Raw genomic sequence first — 16,268 nt, forward strand, 5'->3', positions numbered from 1 at the left:
GCACGGCGAATATGATGCCTCCATATGCGAATGAAAATTGACTAGGGATGCAGCTTTGTTATTCATAATTGAATGGAAGATATCGACTGGAACCTGATCAAGAGTTTCGTCACCGTGGCGGAGACCGGCAGCCTGTCGGCCGCGGCGCGCAAACTGTCGGCCAGCCAACCGACGCTCGGGCGTCACATCGGTGAGCTCGAACAGGCGTTGGGCGTCACCTTGTTCCGGCGCGGGCGGCGCGGCTATGCGCTGACGGAAGCAGGCGCCACGCTGTTCGAACGCGGCAGAGCGGTGAGCGAGCAGGCGAGCGCGTTCGCACTATTGGCATTGGGCTCGGTCGAGGCGATCGAAGGCACGGTGCGCATTGCCGCCAGCGAGGTGGTGGCGGCCTATGTGCTGCCGAAGATGACGGCGCGGCTCGGCATCGAGGAGCCCGGCATCGAGGTCGAGATCGTCGCCTCGAACCAGGTCGAGAACCTGCTGCGAAGGGATGCCGACATCGCCATCCGCATGGTCAAGCCGGCGCAGAACGAGCTGACGGCGCGCAAGGTCTGCGATATCAAGCTCTGCTGCTGCGCGGCGAAATCCTATCTCGACCAGCACGGCCGCCCGCTCAAGCCCGCCGATCTTCTCGACCACCCGCTGATCGGCTTCGACCGCAGCGACGAGATGATCCGGGGCTTTACCCAAGCCGGCATCCCCGTCACCCGAAGCAGCTTCCGCTTCAGGGCCGACAACCAGATCGTTCTGTGGGAAGCGCTGCGGGCGGGAAACGGCGTCGGTCTTGGCCAGGAGCCGCTGGCCGACAGCGACCCGTTGCTGGAAAAACTGCTGCCCGGCCTGCCACTGCCCAGCCTGCCGGTGTGGCTTGCCATGCATCGTGACGTGCGCACCAGCGTGCGCATCCGCCGCGTCGCGGATTTCCTCTATGAGGAGCTGAAGCGCTATTCGGCGGGGGCGGCCGCGAATTCGGCGCGGTGAGCGAGCCCGGCCATCAACAGCACGACGATCAGCAGCGCCGACATGGCGACGAAGATCGGGCCGAAGCTCGAATGCTCGGCGACGAAGCCGATCGCCGACGGCGCCACCAATATACCGGAATAGCCCATGGTGGTGACCACGCTCATGCCGGTGCCCGACGACATGCCTTCCTGGTTGCCGCCGGCCGAGAAGATGATCGGCACCATATTGGCGATGCCGAAGCCGCAGAGAGCAAAAGCCGCGATGGCGATCCAGGGCGAAGGCGACAGGCCGGCGACCAGCATGCCGGCGGCGGCGACCACCGCCGAGCCGCGCAGCGTCGCCACCGCGCCGAAGCGGTTGCGCACGCCGTCGCCGAAAAAGCGCATGACAGCCATGACGCCGGAGAAGGCGGCGTAGGCAAGGCCGGCGATGGCGAGGTCGGCGCCGAGCTCCTGCCTGAGATAAAGCGCTGCCCAGTCGAGCACGGCGCCCTCGGAAATCATCGTCAGCAGCGCCATCAGCCCTACAAGATAGACCAGCGGGTTGGCCGGCAGCGTTAATTTATGATGCTCGGCGGCCTGCGGCTTGTCCTCGGCGATGAGGTAGCCGACCGCCACGGCGATGACGGCAAAAGCAATGATCGTGACTACAGCCGCATGCGCGAGGTGGCCGTAAGTCTGGATGGCGTAACCGCCCAGACCGCCACCGGCGAAACCGCCGAGGCTCCAGAAGCCGTGCGAGGACGACATGATGGCGCGGGACAGCCGGCGCTCGACCACCACGGCATTGGCGTTCATGGCGACATCCATGCCGCCGATCGAGCCGCCGAAGATGATCATGGCGATCGCCGCCAGCGGCACGTTGGGCGCCAGCGCCACGATCAGCAGGCCGAGGCTGCCGCAAAGGCCGAACCAGCGCAGCACGGTGCGCGAGCCATGCCTGGAGATCAGATGGCCGCACCAGCTCATGGCCGCGACCGCGCCGACGCCGAACAGAAGGATCAGCAGACCGAGGGTGAATTTCGAGATGTCGAGCCGGGTCAGGAACACCGGAATCTGCGGCGCCCAGCTGCCGGTCAGGAATCCGTTGGCAAGGAAGATCGCGGCTACGGCCCATCGCCCGCGAATGGCGCTCTGCATGGTGTCTTGCGCGTCCATGGTTCGAATCCGGTCAAGGAATGGCTTTGCGCGGCAAATTAAATCGATTCAATTTCTCGTCAAGCGCTTGGCTGCGAAAAGCTTGTGGGCCACATCTAAGGGGAAACCGTTAGGCGCTGTCCCGCCGACGTCAATCCTGTGAACCGCGCGCTACTTCAGTGATCCCTCGGCCGTCTTGCCTCGAACTCCGCTTTCTTGGCGTCCGAAGCCTCGGTCTGGTTCAGCGCCTGCCATTGCGCATAGGGCATGCCGTAGACGATTTCGCGCGACTGATCCTTGCCGAGATCGACGCCCTCAGCCTCGGCCGCTTCGCGATACCAGTTCGACAGGCAGTTGCGGCAGAAGCCGGCGAGGTTCATCAGGTCGATGTTTTGCACATCGCTGCGCTCGCGCAGATGATCGACCAGCCGGCGGAAGGCCGCGGCCTCGAAATCGCGTTTCTGGTCATCGCTGAGTTCGGTCATTGCCTTGGATCCTCACAGCGGCCCGGTGCGCGAGCCGAACATCTTCACCTGATGTATATCGGGACGGCGGTCGATGGCGTCAACGATCGGCGCCAGCCGTTCCGTCCAGGCCAGCGCCCCCTTGCGGTCTGATATCAGGTCCTGGCGGATCTCGATCAGCGCATGGGCAAAGCCGTTGACGATGGCGTGCTTGAACATGGTGTCGCCGCGCAAAGCGCCGTCATAGGGTTCATTGTCGCCAACGACGAGGTTTTTATCCTGCGCCAGCATGTCGATCAGCGGCCGCGCCACGCGGTCGTCGAGGTCCCACAATATGCCGACATGCCAAGGGCGGATGAAGCCCTGCATGACAGGGGTGAAGGAGTGTACGGAGAAGATGAACGGCGCTTTGCCTGAGGCGTGCGCCACCGACGCGATCATGGCGCCGACCGCGTCCTGATAAGGCCGGTAGAAGCCGTCGAGCCGCCTTTCGCGTTCTTGCGGCGCCATAGGGTAGTTTCCCGGCACGACAGTGCCGTCATAGAGCTGGCGGATCAGCGTCGGGTCGTCCTCGCCGCGATTGGGATCGATCAGCAGCCGCGAAAAATTGGCGATCACCGCCGGCGCGTCGAGCGCTGCGGCCAGTTCGCGCGTCACCGTCTCGACACCGATGTCGTAGGCGATATGGCGATCGAGTTCCGCCGCCGGCAAGCCGAGACTGCCATACTCCTCCGGCAGGTCGCGGCGGGCATGGTCGGCGACAAGCACGATGCCTCGCTTGCGGTCGCCTTCGACGATATCGAAAGGCGCGAAAACTGTGGATCGGGTCATTGGCTGGAAAGGTCTGTTCGCTGGCTTCCGGGGAGGGTGGTATCGTCATTCCCACGAAGAGGACTGTTGCGCAATGCCGTTGTTTAGCCACGGTTTCTGCGAAAAACCTGTGACGTGCGGCAGATCGCGTGTCGGGGGCCTTTCTAAATCGATTGGAATTGGACAGAACGGCGCGTTGACATGCGCCCGGACTTTTCCGAAAAGGGGTTTGAGAGATGCAGATGACGTTATTGAGGGGTTTCGGGATGGGTTCCGCCGGCAGGCCGCGTGCGCGCACCGCCTTTGCCGTGCCGCTCCTGGCCCTGACGCTAGGGCTCACCGCGCTGGTCGCGGCTTCGCCTGCCCGCGCCGATTTCCGCGTCTGCAACGCCACGCAGAACCTGGTCGGCGTTGGCATCGGCTACCGCGCCAAGGCAGGCTGGATCACCGAGGGGTGGTGGCACATTGAAGGATCGAGCTGCAAGACGCTGATCGAAGGTCCGCTGTCATCGAGGTTTTACTATCTTTATGCAGAAGACGCCGAGCGCGGCGGGCGCTGGGATGGCCCGATCAACATGTGCGTGGCCGAAAAAGAATTCAAGATTGCCGGCGTTACCGATTGCGTCGCCCGGGGCTTCCAGCGCGCCGGATTCCAGGAATATGACACGGGCGAGCAGGCAAGCTGGATGGTCCAGCTGACCGATGAGTCCACAACGGGAGGCGCTCCAGCCGCCCCGGGAACAAACAGTCAATGAGACGTAGCCGCAAGGTCAAGATCCTCGCCACCATCGGTCCTGCCTCCTCGTCCGAGGAGATGCTGCAGAAGCTGTTCGAAGCCGGCGCCGATGTCTTCCGCATCAATATGAGCCACACCGATCACGAGTTGATGCGCACGCTGGTCGGCCGCATCCGCGCGGTCGAGGAAAAGGTCGGCCGTCCGATCGGCATCCTGGCCGATTTGCAGGGACCGAAGCTGCGCGTCGGCAAGTTCGCCAACGGCAAGGAGGTGCTGACCCCGGGCCAGACCTTCACCCTCGACAACAATCCCGAGCCCGGCACGTCGACCCGCGTCTACCTGCCGCATCCCGAAATCCTGAGTTCGGTCGAGGCCGGCCACCGTCTGTTGATCGACGACGGCAAGCTGGAGCTCAGGGCGGTGAAGAGCGACGGCAAGTCGATCACCTGCGCGGTCGTCGCCGGCACCACCATTTCCGACAAGAAGGGCGTCAGCCTGCCCGACACCGACCTGCCGGTCGGTGCGCTGACCGAAAAGGACCGCAAGGACCTCGATGCGGTGCTGGCGGAAAGCGTCGACTGGGTGGCGCTGTCGTTCGTGCAGCGGCCGGAGGATTTGGCGGAAGCCCGCAAGATCGCGCGCGGCCGGGCGCTTATCATGGCCAAGATCGAAAAGCCGCAGGCGGTAGCCCGGCTGGCCGAAATCATCGAACTCTCCGACGCGCTGATGGTCGCCCGCGGCGATCTCGGTGTGGAAATGCCGCTGGAAGCGGTGCCCGGCATCCAGAAGCAGATCACGCGCGCCGCGCGCCGCGCCGGCAAGCCGGTGGTGGTCGCCACGCAAATGCTGGAATCGATGATCACCGCGCCGGTGCCGACCCGCGCCGAGGTCTCCGACGTGTCGATCGCCGTGTTCGAGGGCGCCGACGCCATCATGCTTTCAGCCGAATCCGCTGCCGGCGCCTATCCGGTCGAGGCGGTGGCGATGATGAACCGCATCGCCACCAAGGTCGAAACCGACCCGACCTATGCCGGCATCATCAACGCGCAGCGCTCGGAACCGGAAGCAACCGGCGCCGACGCCATTTCGCTCGCCGCCCGCGAGATTGCCGAGACGCTGAAACTGTCGGCGATCATCACCTATACGGCGTCGGGCACCACCGGCCTGCGCGCCGCGCGCGAGCGGCCGCAAGTGCCGATCATCGCGCTGTCGCCGATCCTCAACACGGCGCGGCGGCTGTCGCTTTTGTGGGGCACGCATTGCGTCGTCTCGCCCGACGCCAGCGACCTCGACGACATGGTCGATCGCGCCTGCCGCATCGCTTTCGAAGAGGGGTTCGGCCAGCCGGGCGACCGCGTCATCATCACGGCGGGCGTGCCGCTGAGGACGCCGGGTTCGACCAACATGCTGCGCATCGCCTATGTCGGATCGGACGTGCAGGCCACCCGCAACATAGGCTGAGACCTCGTCACAGTTCGCTGCGCTCTTGCCGCACCTTCGGCGTGATCGATGCGCCGAAGGAAGCGGCGAGCCCGGGGAACGGGGTGGTGCAGGTACTGGTCCGGACCCAGCATCTTTCGCCGGTTGAGTTCGACTGTGTCGAGCAGATCGAAATCGACCGTGGCGATCGTGCAGTGCCACCCGGGATTGCGCGACGCCCAGCCCCTCTTGTGGTGTTCCAAAAGCCGCTCGCGGGCGGAATAGCCGTGGTAGTCGAACGCGATCACGCCGTTGGTCGCGTAAATATGGTTCCCGGAAAAGCCCTCGCCAGGAATGATCCGTTCGCCGTAGAATCCTTCCAGAGGAGCATGCTCGAGAAAGGCGCCAGCAAGAATGGCGCACGCGCCATAGCCGAAGAAGATGCGGTCCGGCAACGCCCATCGCTTCTCCGGGTTTCTCTTGACGCCGTGTTTCAGGACATACATTGCGATCAGGTCGGGGCCAGTTCCGCGTCGGGCACTGTGATGTCGGGGCATCGCCCCTCATTGTACGCATCGCCGGCGATGCGTGCTTCCACGGTTTTTGCCATTGCCTGCAGGTCGACGACCTTGCCGGCGACTTTCTCGATCGCGCCGACGACGAGGTCGGAGGCGATCCAATCCGGCTTGTGGCCGAGATTGTGGACCCAGATCAGTTCGGCGCCGGGGATGTCCCTGACCAGGCCGACCGAATGGATCGAGGCATAGACCACCTTGTCGCGATCGCCCGAGATGACGATCGTCGGCGCTGTGATGTCGCGGTAATGCGGCGCGGCCTTCAGCGTATAGTCGTAGAGGCCGGCGACATCGATGGCGTTGGCGCGGAAAGCGCCGGGACGCAGCACCAGCGGAATCGAGGCATTGCCGACATAGCCTTCCGGCACCTTGTTGGGAGAAAACACGCAGGCCGTGGCGCTGTCCATCTGCAGCGTGCCTGCCGGATAGGTCAATGTCTGCGAGAACAGCCAGCCGATGATGGGGGTGGCGGTCAGCTTGTAGTACCAGGCGGTCGCGCCGCCCGGCCAGGGGTGGCTGACCGGCGACAGAAAGACCAGCCCGAGCGTCTTCTCCGGGTGTTCGCGGCCAAAGGCGGCGGTGATCACGCCGCCAAACGAATGGCCGACCATGATCGCCTTGTGGATGCCGAGACGGTCCATCAGCCTGGCGATGGTGTCGGCCTGCCCCGACGGGCTCTCATTGCCGGGGCCGCGTGCCGACCAGCCGAAGCCCGGCCGGTCGAGGAAGACCATCTCGGCGCGGCCTTCGAGCAAAGGCCTGATCGGCAGCATCTGATCCCTGAGGTTGGCGCTGGCGCCATGGATGAAGACGATCGCCGGCAGCTCGGCATTTTGAGGCGCCGGCACGTGGACATAGTGGATGCGGGTGGCGTCGATGTCGGCAAATTCGCCGGCCGGCGGGTTCCGCCACTCGATCAGCCACGCGCCGGCGCGGGTGACACCGGCCAGGGCAAAGACGAGCGCGAGGAGCAAAGCACAGGCGGCGTAAATGAGGTTCATGCGCGGAGATACGGGGGTGGAGGGGGATAAGTTCTAGGGAGTAGGGAGTAGGGAGTAGGGAGTAGGGAGTAGGGAGTAGGGAGTAGGGAGTAGGGAGTAGGGAGTAGGGAGGTGGGGTCTCGACCAATCTTCTCTACTGACTACTGACTACTGACTAATCCCTAATTCCTACTGCCTAATCAAATTCCTTCGCCGGCAAGCTCTTCCGAAATTGCCGCGACCTGGTCCTGGGCGCTGCGCATCATCGGATAGATGGTAAGCACCTTCTGCCAGGCTTCGAGCGCCGATTGCTTGTGGCCGGTGGCGGCCATGATCTGGGCCAGGCCGGAAAGCGCGCCGAAATGGCGTGGTTCCAGCTGCAGCGTCTGGTCGATGTCGGACATCGATTTCCCGAAATTCTTCATCATGTAATGGACGGTGGCGCGCCGGTTCCAGCCTTCGGCATATTTTGGCTGCAGGATGACGACCTGGTCGAGGAAGTCGAGGGCGACGTCGAACTTCTGGTCGTCCATCGCCTTTTGCGACCATTGCATCATCAGGTCGATCGAGGCGCTGCCGGACTGGAACCATTCGCCCCAGATGCGCCCGGCGATGCGCTCGGCCGCCTTTTCGTTGCGCTCGCGCTTCAGCTCGGCAAACAGTTGGTCGAGCCTGGCTTCCCTGGTCAGGGCAACCGGCGGCTTTGCCGGCGGATCGTCCGCCGACGCCGGAGCGACGCCGAAAAGAAAGAGGGTGGCCAAAAATGCAAAAAGAATCCGCATCACCGGAATCTAACCCCGGACGGCGGATCGTCAAACTGAAATTAGCGTGAAAGTGCCTGAAACCAGGCAATTACCATCATATGGACTGAGGCAACGAGCCCCCGGCCGAACACTCAGCCCTGGCGCGCCTTGTAGCGCGGAGCGGTCTTGTTGATGATGTAGACGCGGCCCTTGCGGCGAACCAGCTGGTTGTCGCGGTGACGCGCCTTCAGCGCCTTGAGCGAATTCTTGATCTTCATGGTCTTGCCCGTCGGTCTGGGCCCTGTCCGGGCCGAATTATTAAGGCGCGCCTGAAAAGCGCGCCTTTGAACTTGCGGTGGCTCATAAACGAGGAGCCTTGCCCGTGTCAACCGCAAGCGTGCTGGATAGAGGCCGAGAATGGCTTTGGCCATCAAATATCCGCCATCTCGGCTCCACGCCATTGCGCGGCCGAAGGCGGGCTGGAATGGTGCGGCACCCGCAAGCCGATTTGGAGACCTCTATGCGCCTGTTGTTTGTGTCCGCGAGCCTTGCCGTTCTGGCAGCCGCCTCCATCGCGCAGGCGCAGGAATGCGACCGCAACGACGACAGCCAGCAGATGATGAACATCTGCGCCGGCGAGGACTATCGGGCGGCCGATGCCAAGCTCAACCAGGCCTACAAGGATCTCGTCAGTCGCAACGACGACAAGGGCAGGAAGCTGCTGCAGGTCGCGCAACGCGCCTGGATCGCCTTCCGCGACGCCGAATGCGCCTATACGACGACAGACAGCGAGGGCGGCTCCATCCATCCGATGGAGGTTTCACAATGCCTGACCGAACTGACGGACCAGCGCATCAAACAGCTCACCGCGGGCGCCAATTGTAGGGAAGGCGATGCGAGTTGCGCCAGCCCCGACGAGGACGGAGATCTGAACGACGAGCTGCAATAGGGCTCGAGCCACGCCCTCGCGCAAAGTGCCGGAATGGCTTAGCTACGGCGGCTGATGCGCGTGAAATGGCCCATCTTGCGGCCTGGGCGCGCTTCCGCCTTGCCGTAGAGATGCAGCATCAGATCGGGCTCGGCGAGCAAAGCGGGTACGCGCAGCACATCGTCGCCGATCAGGTTTTCCATGACGCAGTTTGAATGCCGGCCAGGGTTGCCCAGCGGCAGGCCGGCAATGGCGCGGATATGCTGCTCGAATTGCGAAACGATGCAGGCGGCTTCCGTCCAGTGGCCGGAATTGTGCACGCGCGGCGCCATTTCGTTGGCCAGCAGCGTGCCATCGGCAAGAACGAAGAACTCGACGCCGATGACGCCGACATAGTCGAGGGCCGACAGGATTTTCGCTGCCGACCCCTGTGCCGTCGCCGCCGTCTCCAGCCTGATCTGGGCCGGCAGGGTCGAGGTATGCAGGATGCCGTCGCGGTGGACGTTCTCAGCCGGATCGTAGGCGGCGACCGCGCCGTCCAACCCGCGCGCGGCGATGACCGAGATTTCGCGCTCGAAAGCGACGAAGGATTCGAGGATCAGCGGCACATTGCCCATGGTCTCGCATGTGCCGGCAAAGCCGCCCGTCTCCATGTTGCGGAAGACGCGCTGGCCCTTGCCGTCATAGCCCATGCGGCGGGTTTTCAAGATGCCGCTGCCACCGAACTCTCTCAGCGCCGCCGTCAGTTCGTCGTCATTGTCGACGGAGCGGAAATCCGCTGTCCTGATGCCGATGCTGTTAAGGAATAGCTTCTCCGCCACCCGGTCCTGGGCGACTTCCAACGCCCTGGGCGGCGGATAGACCGGGACCTTGGCGGCGAGCGCGCCGGCAGCCGCTACCGGCACATTCTCGAATTCGTAGGTGACGACGGCGCTGACTGCCGCCAGTTCGGCAAGGGCGTCCGCATCGTCATAGGCGGCGGTGATCTGGCGGTTGGCGACCTGAGCCGCCGGGCAATCGGCCTGCGGTTCGAGGATAATTGTGCGGTAGCCGAGGCGCGCTGCGGCAACAGCCAGCATGCGGCCGAGCTGGCCGCCGCCGATGATGCCGATGCTCGATCCCGCGGGCAGGCTCACGGCGCGTCCGTCGGTTCGGTGGCGACCCTGGCGGTTTGGGCGGTGCGCCAGGCATCCAGGCGGGCGGCAAGTTCTTCGTCGTGTAGCGCCAGCACGGCGGCCGCCAGAAGGGCGGCGTTGGCCGCACCCGCCTTACCGATGGCAAGCGTGCCGACCGGAATGCCGGCCGGCATCTGGACGATGGAGAGCAGCGAATCCTGGCCTGACAGCGCCTTCGATTCGACCGGCACGCCGAACACCGGCAGCGGCGTCATCGCCGCCGTCATGCCGGGCAGGTGGGCGGCGCCGCCGGCGCCGGCGATGATCACCTTGTAGCCGGCCGCCTTGGCGCCTTTGGCGAAATCATAGAGGCGGTCCGGGGTGCGGTGGGCGGAGACGATCAGCCGCTTGTGCGGAATGCCCAGCGCCTCCAGCGTTTCGGCGGCGTGGCGCATCGTCGCCCAGTCGGACTGGCTGCCCATGATGATGGCGACGTCGGCGCGGTGGTCGGTCAAGCGCATGCTCCCGGCGGTAAAGGCGCGCCTTAGCGGAATTCGGGCTGGCCCGCAAGGATGGCGGCCGCCGCAGCCTAGTCCGGCCAGCGCAGGGCGCCGGATGAATCCTTTCGCGGCTGTCTCATCGCATCCGCCGGCCTGTCGGCCGCGGTGAGCACGGCGCGGAGGCGTTCGGCGACGATCTCGGCCTCGCCTGGGTGCAGGTTGCACGGGTCGAGGAAGAAATGGCCACGCTCGACCTCGTGGTTGCGCACGATGATGGGCGGCGATCCTGCCGCCAATGCCGAGGCGAGGCCGGCGGCACTGAAGCGACTTTCGGACGAGACGAAGATCTGCAGCCGGTCAAGTGGATTGGCGGTCGGGTCGGGAATGATGTTTGCTACGATGCCGGGCAGGCCCTGCAGTGCGTCCTCCCACAGATGAAGCGCCGCTTCCTCGCGTCGGCGGATGCCGGCATGGTCGCGCTTTTCCCAGGCTTCGAGCGCCGCCATCGTGCCGGCGATGCTTTCCTTGCCGACCTTCATGGCGCGGGCGACGCCACGGTTTTGCAGATAGGCGGCGCGGACGAGATCCTTGCGGCCGGCGACGATGCCGCTGGTCGGCCCCGAAAGGAATTTGTGGCCGCTGTAGACGACGATGTCGGCGCCGCGCGCCAGGAAGCTGCGCAGATCATATTCGGAAGCCGCGTCGACGATCACCGGCACGCCCCTGGCGTGGCAGATATCGCAGAATTCCTCGAGGGAAAGCATGCCGTATTGCACGGTGTGGTGCGCCACGACGTAGAGCGCCGCCGCCGTGCGCTCGTTGATAGCCTCGCGCACATGATAATCCTGCGTGACGCTGACCGTGCCAGCCGGAATGACCTTGGCGCCGGCGACGCGGATCGACTGGTCGATCGGTGCGCCGTAATTGACGATATGGCCGAGCTGGATGACGACTTCGGACTTCAGCCCTTCGGTATCGTCGGGCAGCCGTTCGATCGCCAGCAAATTGGTGCCGGTCATCGCCCCGGCGATCGCCATTGTGATGCCTGAGGCGCAGCAGGCGGTGATGAAGCCGGCCTCGCTGCCGGTGAGGCGGGCGGTGATCACGCTTGCGGCGCGCTGCAGATCGTCCATCTCCACCCATTGCGAGGCGATCTCGGCCATGGCGCTGATCGCCTCGGGAACGATGATCGAGGCGCCGAGCGTCGTCATCGTGCCGGAGACGTTGATGATCGGCCTCAGTCCCAGTCGTTCACGGATCGTGGTGTTGGAGCCGGTGTCGGAATAGGTTTTCATGTTCAGCAATCCCTTGACGGTCAGGCGGCGATCTCGACGACCGCTTCGATTTCGACGGTGATGTTTCCAGGCAGCGAGCCGACCCCGATCGCCGAGCGGGCATGGCCCCCAATCTTGTCGAAGACGCTGGCGAACAGGTCCGAGCAGCCATTGACCACTTTCGGGTGGTCGCTGAAGGTCGGCGTCGCATTGACGAAGCCGAGCAATTTGACGACGCGCACGATGCGGCCGAGATCGCCGGCGGCGGCGTGCATGACGGCGAGCAGGTTGAGGCCGGTGAGGCGGGCATGCTCATAGGCCTGCTCGACGGTGACGTCCTCGCCGACCTTGCCGGTGCACAGCGTGCCGTCGGCGCGCAACGGCCCTTGACCCGAAAGAAAGATCAGCCGGCCGCTTTCCGCATGGGTGACGAAATTGGCGATCGGCGTCGGCGGCTCGGGCAGCGTCAGGCCGAGTTCGGCGAGCCGGATGTAAGGCGTCATGTAAGAATTCTCCTTGGGCCGGCCTGTTGTTTTACGCAATTCCCAAGGCAAAGCGCTTCGCGCTTTTCCCGGGAAAACCGCTTACACTTTTCCTGGAATTGCTTTGGGCCGCCCATGTCAGAAATGCGAGGCGCGGAAGCGCGCCAGGAAAGAGCGCAGGCGCTCATTGGTGGTCTCTTCGGCAAGGATCTCCTTCGGCGGGCCAACAGCGCTGACACCGCCATCGGCCATGAAGACAATGCGGCTCGAAGCGTCGCGGGCAAAGGCCATCTCGTGCGTGACCATCACCATGGTCATGCCGTCTTCGGCCAGGCTGCGCACAACGGCCAGCACCTCGCCGACCAGTTCGGGATCGAGCGCGGAGGTGATCTCGTCGAGCAGCAGGATCTTCGGCTCCATGGCGACTGCCCGCGCTATGCCGACGCGCTGCTGCTGGCCGCCGGAGAGTTCCGCCGGCAGGCTGTCGGCCTTGTGGGCGAGGCCGACGCGGCTCAGCCAATGCTCGGCGATCTGGCGCGCCTCGGCCTTGCTCTTGCCGCGCACCTTGGTGAGGCCGAGCATGATGTTGCCGGCGGCGGTGAGGTGCGGAAACAGGTTGAAGCTCTGGAACACCATGCCGGTTTCGGCGCGCATATTGGCAAGGTCGCGCTCGCTGCGCCGCTTGCGCGCGCCGACCTCACGAAAACCGACCTCCTTGCCGTCGATTCTGATCGAGCCTGAGTCGTAGCTTTCGAGAAAGTTGACGCAGCGCAGCAGGGTGGTTTTGCCGCTGCCGGAAGGGCCGATGACGGTGACCACCTCGCCCCTGTCCACCTTGAGGCTGACCGCGCGAAGCACCTCGACCGAACCAAAGGCTTTCGAGACCCCGGCAACGTCGAGAAGGGCAGCATTGTCGTTCGAGCTTGTGGCCATCGTGCTAGTCCCGGATGAAGGCAAAGCGCCGTTCCAGCCGCCGGCTGGCGTAGGAAAGCGCATAGTTGACGGCGAAATAGATCAAGGCGCCGAGGATGTAGAGCGGCATCGCCTCATAGGTGCGGCCGATGACCTGGTTGATCGCCTGCATCAGGTCGGTGATGCCGAGCAGCGAGACCAGGGCGCTGCCCTTGACCGCATCGGTGACGCCGTTGATCCAGGGCGGCAGGAAGCGCCGGAAGGCCTGCGGAAAGATGACGTAGGTGAGCCGCTGGCGAAAAGTCAGCCCAATCGCCATCGCCGCCTCGGACTGCCCTTTGGGAATGGAGCCGACGGCGCCGCGGAGATACTCAATGACCTGCGCGGTCTTGAACAAGGTGAGCGCCAACACCGCCGCCGAGAAGGATTGCAGATGCAGGCCGATGGCCGGCAGGCCGTAATAGACGAAGAACATCAGCACCAGGATCGGGATGCCGCGGATGGTGTCGGAGAAGATGCGCACGGCCCAGCGCACCGGCGCCGGGCCGTAGACCAGGCCGACGCCGAGCGCGACGCCGGCAATCAGCGACAGCACCACGACCAGCAGCGACACCCACAAGGTGATGGCGAAGCCCTGGGCGAGGAACGGTACGGCGTAGAGGATCTGGCTCAGCATGTCAGCGCGCAGCCCTGAACCGGCGTTCGACCAGCCGCAGCCCGAAGAGTAGGGTGTAGCCGGTCACCAGGTACATCGCCGTCGTCACCAGATAGACCTCGACAATGCGGAAGGTGTTGAAGTTGATCCACTGGGCGCCGAAGGTGAGCTCGGGCACCGAGATCACCGAGGCGATCGACGTGTCCTTGAACAGCGAGATGAAGGTGTTGGACAGCGCCGGCAGCGTGATGCGCAGCATGGTCGGCAGGCGCACATGAACCAGCCGCTGCCAGGGCGTCAGGCCGATGGCTTTGCCGGCATCGAGCTGGCCGCGCGGCACGGCTTCCAGGCCGGAGCGGAACACCTCGACCAGATAGGCGCCGCTATAGACCGACAGCGTCAGCACGAACGAGGTCGGCGCGTCGTAGGCGACGTCGATCACCGTCGGCAGGCCGTAGAAGACGAGATAGACGAGCAGGATCAGCGGCACGTTGCGGATGAATTCGACGTAAGCCGCAATGATGGCGCGCACCACGCGTCCGGCCGAGACATACCAGACCGCCAGCACCAGGCCGATGACGACGCCGATGGCAATCGAAATCACGGCAAGCTCGAGGCTGAGCAGAAGGCCGCCCCACAGCTTGTCGAAATGGCGCCAGATCAGGTTGAAGTTGAGCGTATAGCCCATGCGTCTCCCGCAATAACCAAGGGGATGCCACCTATAAGGCGGAAGGGCTAACCCTTCCGCCAGCACTTGTCAGACAACCGGGAAACCCGGATGGCGGGCCGGCGGCTCCTGGCCGAAATAGTCCTTGAAGGCGGCGTCGTAGAGTGCGGTCTCATGGCCGAACATAGCGATGGTGAAGGTCTGGTTGACGAACGTCAGCCAGTCCAGGTCGCCCTGCCTGACGGCCGCGCCGTAGAGCATCGAGTACCAGCTCTTGCCGGCATCGAAATATTTGTCGGGGTTGCGCGAGGCCAGCCAGCGCACGGTTGAAAGATCGACAGCGGCGGCATCGGCGCGTTTCGATTCCAGTGCCTGCAGCACATTGGCCTGGGTGTCGATCTGCAGCACCTGCGCCTCCGGCAGGGCGTAATGGACCGAGCTTTCGGCATCGACATTCTGCAGGATCGAGATGCGCGTCGCCGAACCACCGGCGAGCAGCTTGTCGAAGGTCTTGTTTTCCGCCGTCGGCAGCGTCAGCAGGGCGACGCCCTCGACATAGTATGGCCTGGAGAAGTGGATCAGCTGCGAGCGCTGCGCGGTCATGGTCATGAACTGGATGGTAATGTCGACCTTGTTGGTGGTGACATTGGGGATGCGCTGCGCCGGATCCTGCATGACGAACTCGACCTTGCTCGGATCGTCGAACAGGCCCTTGGCCAGAATGCGGCCCATGGTGATGTCCATGCCGACTAGCTCGCCGGCATCGTTTTCGAAATGCCATGGCGCGTTGGTGCTGCCGGTGCCGACGATCAGCTTGCCGCGGTCAAGCGCGGTGCGCAGAACGCTGTCGGATGCGGCTTGTGCCGCCGCCTTTTCGGCGCTGACAGCGGTCATCACGCCCGCCGTTGCAAGCCCGGCCATGCCCAGTTTCAGAAAATCTCGCTTGGATGCGTCGTTCACTGCGACCTCCTGTTGTTTGAGTTCCCCTACAGACACACGTGTCGCCGACCTGAATTGTCTCTTACAATAGACATATGTATCCTATACAAGACAGATACTAACATCAGGAATCAGTTATGCAAGATAGCAATGGACTCACGGATCGGGCGGAGCTTGGTCCAGCCGAGAGCCCGACGCCCGACAAGACCTCCGGCTCGCGCGAGAAGGGCCTCAACCGGGTGCTGGAGATCCTGGACTTCCTGCATGCTACGCAGCGCGCCATCGGCATTGGCGATCTCGCCAAGGGGGTGAATGCGCCGCGCTCCACCACCTATACGCTGGTGCGTTCGCTGGTCGATGCGGGTCTCCTGGAGATGGAGGGCGACGGCAACCGGGTCTATTTCGGCAAGAAGCTCTACCTCTATGGAATGGACTATGTGAGGGGCAACGACCTGCTTAGGCGGGGCCGGCAGGAGGTCGACAATCTGTCGCGCGAGACCAGCGAGACCTCCGAATTGTGCATGCTGCAAAGCGGGCGCTATACCATCGTCCATTCCAGCCCCGGCACCAGGCCGTTCCGCATCAGCTCGGCCACCGGCCTGCAGATCCCGCTGCCATGGACGGCATCGGGGCGGCTGCTTCTGGCCGGATTGGAAAGGGCCGCCATCCAGGACATGGTCTCGGAAGACGACCTTTTGCTGCCCGACGGCCGCAGGCTGCAGTTCGACGACTTCATTGCCGATATCGCGACGGCCAGAACGACCGGCTATTGCATCACTTCGGGGCTGGTCGACGCCTACACCAAATGCCTGGCCGCCCCTGTCTTCGCGGCCGCCGGCAAGGTCGAGGCGACGATGTGCCTGGTGGTGCCGATCGACACTTCAGCGGAGAAGACCGACGAATTGCTGACGTTGCTGCGCCATCGCGCGGCGCGGCTGTCGATAGCGGGGTGAGCAGTTAGGCCCCGAGG

The 16,268-nt window shown here is 64.1% G+C and carries 20 protein-coding genes; 5 read left to right on the forward strand and 15 right to left on the reverse strand.

Annotated elements, in window-relative coordinates; translation table 11 throughout:
• Positions 1-72: 72 nt before the first annotated feature.
• A complete protein-coding gene (locus NKH54_RS07645) occupies positions 73-981 on the forward strand; it encodes a LysR family transcriptional regulator (protein ID WP_023737015.1) in 909 nt (302 codons plus the stop codon).
• Here the strand turns inward: NKH54_RS07645 and NKH54_RS07650 are convergent.
• From NKH54_RS07650 to NKH54_RS07660, 3 genes are all read right to left on the reverse strand, one after another.
• Positions 945-2,120 carry an MFS transporter gene (locus NKH54_RS07650; RefSeq protein ID WP_023737014.1) on the reverse strand — a complete coding sequence of 392 codons (1,176 nt, stop codon included), beginning with the start codon at positions 2,118-2,120 and terminating at the stop codon, positions 945-947. The genes NKH54_RS07645 and NKH54_RS07650 overlap by 37 nt on opposite strands.
• A gap of 155 nt (positions 2,121-2,275) precedes the next feature.
• Positions 2,276-2,584 carry a DUF1244 domain-containing protein gene (locus tag NKH54_RS07655; protein WP_023673120.1) on the reverse strand — a complete coding sequence of 103 codons (309 nt, stop codon included), beginning with the start codon at positions 2,582-2,584 and terminating at the stop codon, positions 2,276-2,278.
• Between the two features lie 12 nt (positions 2,585-2,596).
• The gene (locus tag NKH54_RS07660; protein WP_023737013.1) at positions 2,597-3,394 is read right to left on the reverse strand and encodes an N-formylglutamate amidohydrolase; all 798 of its coding nucleotides are present in this window, start codon (positions 3,392-3,394) and stop codon (positions 2,597-2,599) included.
• A gap of 245 nt (positions 3,395-3,639) precedes the next feature.
• Between NKH54_RS07660 and NKH54_RS07665 the strand changes: the two genes are divergently transcribed.
• A complete protein-coding gene (locus tag NKH54_RS07665) occupies positions 3,640-4,128 on the forward strand; it encodes a DUF1036 domain-containing protein (RefSeq protein ID WP_023737012.1) in 489 nt (162 codons plus the stop codon).
• On the forward strand, positions 4,125-5,570 hold the full coding sequence (gene pyk, locus NKH54_RS07670; protein ID WP_023690053.1) for a pyruvate kinase: 1,446 nt from the start codon (positions 4,125-4,127) through the stop codon (positions 5,568-5,570). Before NKH54_RS07665 ends, pyk begins: the two co-directional genes overlap by 4 nt.
• Here pyk and NKH54_RS07675 read toward each other — a convergent pair.
• The 4 genes from NKH54_RS07675 to ykgO all read right to left on the reverse strand — a co-directional run bounded on the left by NKH54_RS07675 (position 5,528) and on the right by ykgO (position 8,104).
• Positions 5,528-6,034, reverse strand: coding sequence for a hypothetical protein (locus NKH54_RS07675; protein ID WP_023822298.1), 507 nt, complete (start codon positions 6,032-6,034; stop codon positions 5,528-5,530). The genes pyk and NKH54_RS07675 overlap by 43 nt on opposite strands.
• A 5-nt stretch (positions 6,035-6,039) precedes the next feature.
• Positions 6,040-7,104 carry an alpha/beta fold hydrolase gene (locus tag NKH54_RS07680; protein WP_353027966.1) on the reverse strand — a complete coding sequence of 355 codons (1,065 nt, stop codon included), beginning with the start codon at positions 7,102-7,104 and terminating at the stop codon, positions 6,040-6,042.
• Between the two features lie 179 nt (positions 7,105-7,283).
• Positions 7,284-7,865 (reverse strand): tetratricopeptide repeat protein, encoded by a 582-nt coding sequence (locus NKH54_RS07685; RefSeq protein WP_023684032.1) that lies wholly within the window; start codon positions 7,863-7,865, stop codon positions 7,284-7,286.
• A 113-nt stretch (positions 7,866-7,978) separates the two neighbouring features.
• Complete coding sequence (gene ykgO / locus NKH54_RS07690) at positions 7,979-8,104, reverse strand: type B 50S ribosomal protein L36 (RefSeq protein ID WP_006327841.1); 126 nt, start codon at positions 8,102-8,104, stop codon at positions 7,979-7,981.
• 242 nt (positions 8,105-8,346) lie between these two features.
• Between ykgO and NKH54_RS07695 the strand changes: the two genes are divergently transcribed.
• Positions 8,347-8,775: a lysozyme inhibitor LprI family protein gene (locus NKH54_RS07695; RefSeq protein ID WP_023806507.1), complete on the forward strand. Its 429-nt coding sequence runs from the start codon at positions 8,347-8,349 to the stop codon at positions 8,773-8,775.
• Between the two features lie 38 nt (positions 8,776-8,813).
• Here the strand turns inward: NKH54_RS07695 and NKH54_RS07700 are convergent, their stop codons facing one another.
• From NKH54_RS07700 to NKH54_RS07735, 8 genes are all read right to left on the reverse strand, one after another.
• Positions 8,814-9,890 (reverse strand): 5-(carboxyamino)imidazole ribonucleotide synthase, encoded by a 1,077-nt coding sequence (locus NKH54_RS07700; protein ID WP_023733032.1) that lies wholly within the window; start codon positions 9,888-9,890, stop codon positions 8,814-8,816.
• Complete coding sequence (gene purE / locus NKH54_RS07705) at positions 9,887-10,384, reverse strand: 5-(carboxyamino)imidazole ribonucleotide mutase (protein ID WP_023706267.1); 498 nt, start codon at positions 10,382-10,384, stop codon at positions 9,887-9,889. Before purE ends, NKH54_RS07700 begins: the two co-directional genes overlap by 4 nt.
• A 74-nt stretch (positions 10,385-10,458) precedes the next feature.
• Complete coding sequence (locus tag NKH54_RS07710; RefSeq protein WP_353027967.1) at positions 10,459-11,664, reverse strand: aminotransferase class V-fold PLP-dependent enzyme; 1,206 nt, start codon at positions 11,662-11,664, stop codon at positions 10,459-10,461.
• A 20-nt stretch (positions 11,665-11,684) separates the two neighbouring features.
• On the reverse strand, positions 11,685-12,146 hold the full coding sequence (locus NKH54_RS07715; protein ID WP_023673109.1) for a RidA family protein: 462 nt from the start codon (positions 12,144-12,146) through the stop codon (positions 11,685-11,687).
• Positions 12,147-12,263: 117 nt separating this feature from the next.
• Positions 12,264-13,058, reverse strand: coding sequence for an amino acid ABC transporter ATP-binding protein (locus NKH54_RS07720; protein WP_353027968.1), 795 nt, complete (start codon positions 13,056-13,058; stop codon positions 12,264-12,266).
• A 4-nt stretch (positions 13,059-13,062) separates the two neighbouring features.
• The gene (locus NKH54_RS07725; RefSeq protein ID WP_023754124.1) at positions 13,063-13,713 is read right to left on the reverse strand and encodes an amino acid ABC transporter permease; all 651 of its coding nucleotides are present in this window, start codon (positions 13,711-13,713) and stop codon (positions 13,063-13,065) included.
• Position 13,714: 1 nt separating this feature from the next.
• Positions 13,715-14,380: an amino acid ABC transporter permease gene (locus NKH54_RS07730; RefSeq protein ID WP_023693641.1), complete on the reverse strand. Its 666-nt coding sequence runs from the start codon at positions 14,378-14,380 to the stop codon at positions 13,715-13,717.
• 69 nt (positions 14,381-14,449) lie between these two features.
• The gene (locus NKH54_RS07735; RefSeq protein WP_023673105.1) at positions 14,450-15,280 is read right to left on the reverse strand and encodes a transporter substrate-binding protein; all 831 of its coding nucleotides are present in this window, start codon (positions 15,278-15,280) and stop codon (positions 14,450-14,452) included.
• 155 nt (positions 15,281-15,435) lie between these two features.
• Here NKH54_RS07735 and NKH54_RS07740 point away from each other — a divergent pair, with 155 nt between their 5' ends.
• Positions 15,436-16,251 (forward strand): IclR family transcriptional regulator, encoded by an 816-nt coding sequence (locus tag NKH54_RS07740; protein ID WP_353027969.1) that lies wholly within the window; start codon positions 15,436-15,438, stop codon positions 16,249-16,251.
• Positions 16,252-16,268: the final 17 nt, after the last annotated feature.

The organism is Mesorhizobium sp. M1004 (genome assembly GCF_040318795.1).
Classification (GTDB): domain Bacteria; phylum Pseudomonadota; class Alphaproteobacteria; order Rhizobiales; family Rhizobiaceae; genus Mesorhizobium.